Source organism: Hydrogenophaga sp., assembly GCF_041633695.1.
Lineage (GTDB): Bacteria > Pseudomonadota > Gammaproteobacteria > Burkholderiales > Burkholderiaceae_C > Hydrogenophaga.
In genome coordinates, this window is record NZ_JBFJMY010000574.1 from 1 (window position 1) to 2,334 (window position 2,334).

2 protein-coding genes are annotated in these 2,334 nt (G+C 60.8%); both read left to right on the forward strand.

Going from position 1 to position 2,334, the window contains the following annotated elements; genetic code table 11:
- The first annotated feature begins 122 nt into the window (after positions 1–122).
- The gene (cas9, locus tag ABYB95_RS21855) at positions 123–1,928 is read left to right on the forward strand and encodes a type II CRISPR RNA-guided endonuclease Cas9 (protein WP_372661914.1); all 1,806 of its coding nucleotides are present in this window, start codon (positions 123–125) and stop codon (positions 1,926–1,928) included.
- A 5-nt stretch (positions 1,929–1,933) separates the two neighbouring features.
- Positions 1,934–2,334 (forward strand): CRISPR-associated endonuclease Cas1 (locus ABYB95_RS21860; protein WP_372661918.1); only part of this gene is annotated, 401 nt, incomplete at its 3' end.

Genomic DNA, 2,334 nt, shown 5'->3' on the forward strand with positions numbered 1-2,334 from the left:
CCCCCCCCGCGCCCCTCGCCAATACCGCCCTGCCCGAAGGCTATGGCAGCCTGAGCGCCAAGGCTCTGGGGCGCATCTTGCCCGAGCTGAAACGCGAAGTGTAGACCTACGACAAGGCGGTGTTGGCCGCCGGCTTTGAACACCACAGCCGCCTGAACGCGTTCGGCGAAATCCCGGGCCGCACGTTTGACACCGGCGTCGAGCGCGTAGACCCACAAACCGGTGAAGTTCAACACCTGCACGCGTTCCGCGAATTGCCGTACTACGGCGAGTTCCTGCAACGCCACGTGGGTTTTGCCGACCCGATGGCCACGCCCGATAAACCCGAAAAGTACTTCGGCAAGATCGCCAACCCCACGGTTCACATTGGCCTGAACCAAGTGCGCGTGGTGGTCAACGCGCTCATCCAGCGTTATGGCCACCCGGCAGAAGTGATTGTGGAGGTGGCACGCGATCTCAAGCAAAGCCTGATTCAGAAAAAAGAAGACCAAGAACGCCAAGCCAAAAACCAACGGCGCAATGAACGCTTGCGTGCCGATGCGGCCCACGTATTGCAGTGTGCACCCGAGCGCGTGCGGCATGCCGATCTACAAAAATTGATCTTGTGGGAAGAGCTGAGCTTCGACCCAGCCGATCGGCGTTGCCCGTACAGCGGTGTGCACCTGAGCGCAACCATGGTGCTGAGCGACCAAGTCGAGATCGAACACATCTTGCCGTTTTCGCAAACCCTGGACGACAGCCTGAACAACAAGACGGTTGCCACGCGCCAAGCCAACCGCATCAAGGGCAACCGCTCCCCCTGGAAGGCCCGGAACGACTTTGCGGACCAGGGCTGGGACTACGTCGGCATCTTGGACCGGGCCGAGCAAATGCCTCGAAACAAACGCTACCGCTTCGCCGAAGACGGTTACGAAAAATGGCTGAAGGAAGACAAAGATTTTCTGGCCCGTGCGTTGAACGACACGCGCTACCTCAGCCGCGTGGCACGCGAATACCTGAGCCTGATCTGCCCACAAGCCACCCGTGTGATCCCTGGCCAAATGACCGCCATGCTGCGCGCCAAGTTTGGCTTGAACGACATTCTGGGATTGGACGGCGAAAAGAACCGCAACGACCACCGGCACCACGCGGTGGACGCCTGCGTGATCGCCGTGACCGATCAAGGCATGCTGCAACGCTTTGCCCAGGCCAGTGCAGGCGCACGCGAGAAACAGCTGCACCGCCTCGTTGAGGACATGCCCCTTCCCTGGCCCACCTACCGCGAACACGTGGCGCGCGCGGTGCACAACATCCGGGTCAGCCACAAGCCTGACCACGGGCACGAAGGCGCCATGCACAACGACACCGCCTATGCCTTGTTGGGTGGAGGGATGGTCAGCGTGCGCAAGACGGTGGACGGCGTGCGGCAGAAAGAAGTGGGGGCGCTCAAGGTGATCGAGTTCAGCGATGCGCAAGCAATAGAGCGCCACGGGCAGTTGCCCAACGGCGCGCCGCGCCCCTACAAGGGCTACAAGGGTGACAGCAACTACTGCATCGAAATCGTGCGCAACGAAAAAGGCAAATGGGAAGGCGAGGTGATTTCTACGTTCGAGGCTTACCAACTGGTGCGCCAGCACGGACTGGCACGGCTGCGACACCCAAGTTTGAGCATGAGTGGCAAGCCCTTGGTGATGCGTTTGCTAAAGAACGACAGTGTTCGACTATGCATAAACACCATCTTCAATACCTATCGAGTGTGCTGGGTCAGAACTGACACCCGGATGGCGTTCGCCCTGCTCAATGAAGCCAACGTGGACGCTCGAGATCGCGATAAGCAGGACTCCTATGCTTACCTAGTAAAGACTGCCGGCGTCTTAAAAGGTCTTCACGCGCGCCGAGTCACTATTTCCCCCATCGGTGAACTCCGCGACCCAGGCTTCAAGGAATAGCCCACATGATCGGCCGCATTGTCGAGGTGGCCGACGACCGGCGCCACCTGTTTTTGCACCGGGGCTTCATGGTGGTGCAAGACACCGAAGGCGAGCGCAAGGAGCTCGGGCAGGTACCGCTGGACGATATTGCGGCGGTGATCGCTAACGCGCATGGCCTGAGCTACACGAACAACCTGCTTGTGGCTCTGGCCGAACGCGGCGCGCCATTTGTGTTGTGCGCCGCCAACCACAACGCGGTGGGCATGTTGCTGCCGATCGAAGGCAACTACGAGCAGTCGCACCGCATCGAAGCCCAGATAGCGGCCAGCCTGCCCACACACAAACGGCTCTGGGCGGCGGTGGTGCGCTCCAAGCTGGAGCAACAGGCTGCGGCGCTCGAAGCCACGGGTGCACCCACCGCGCC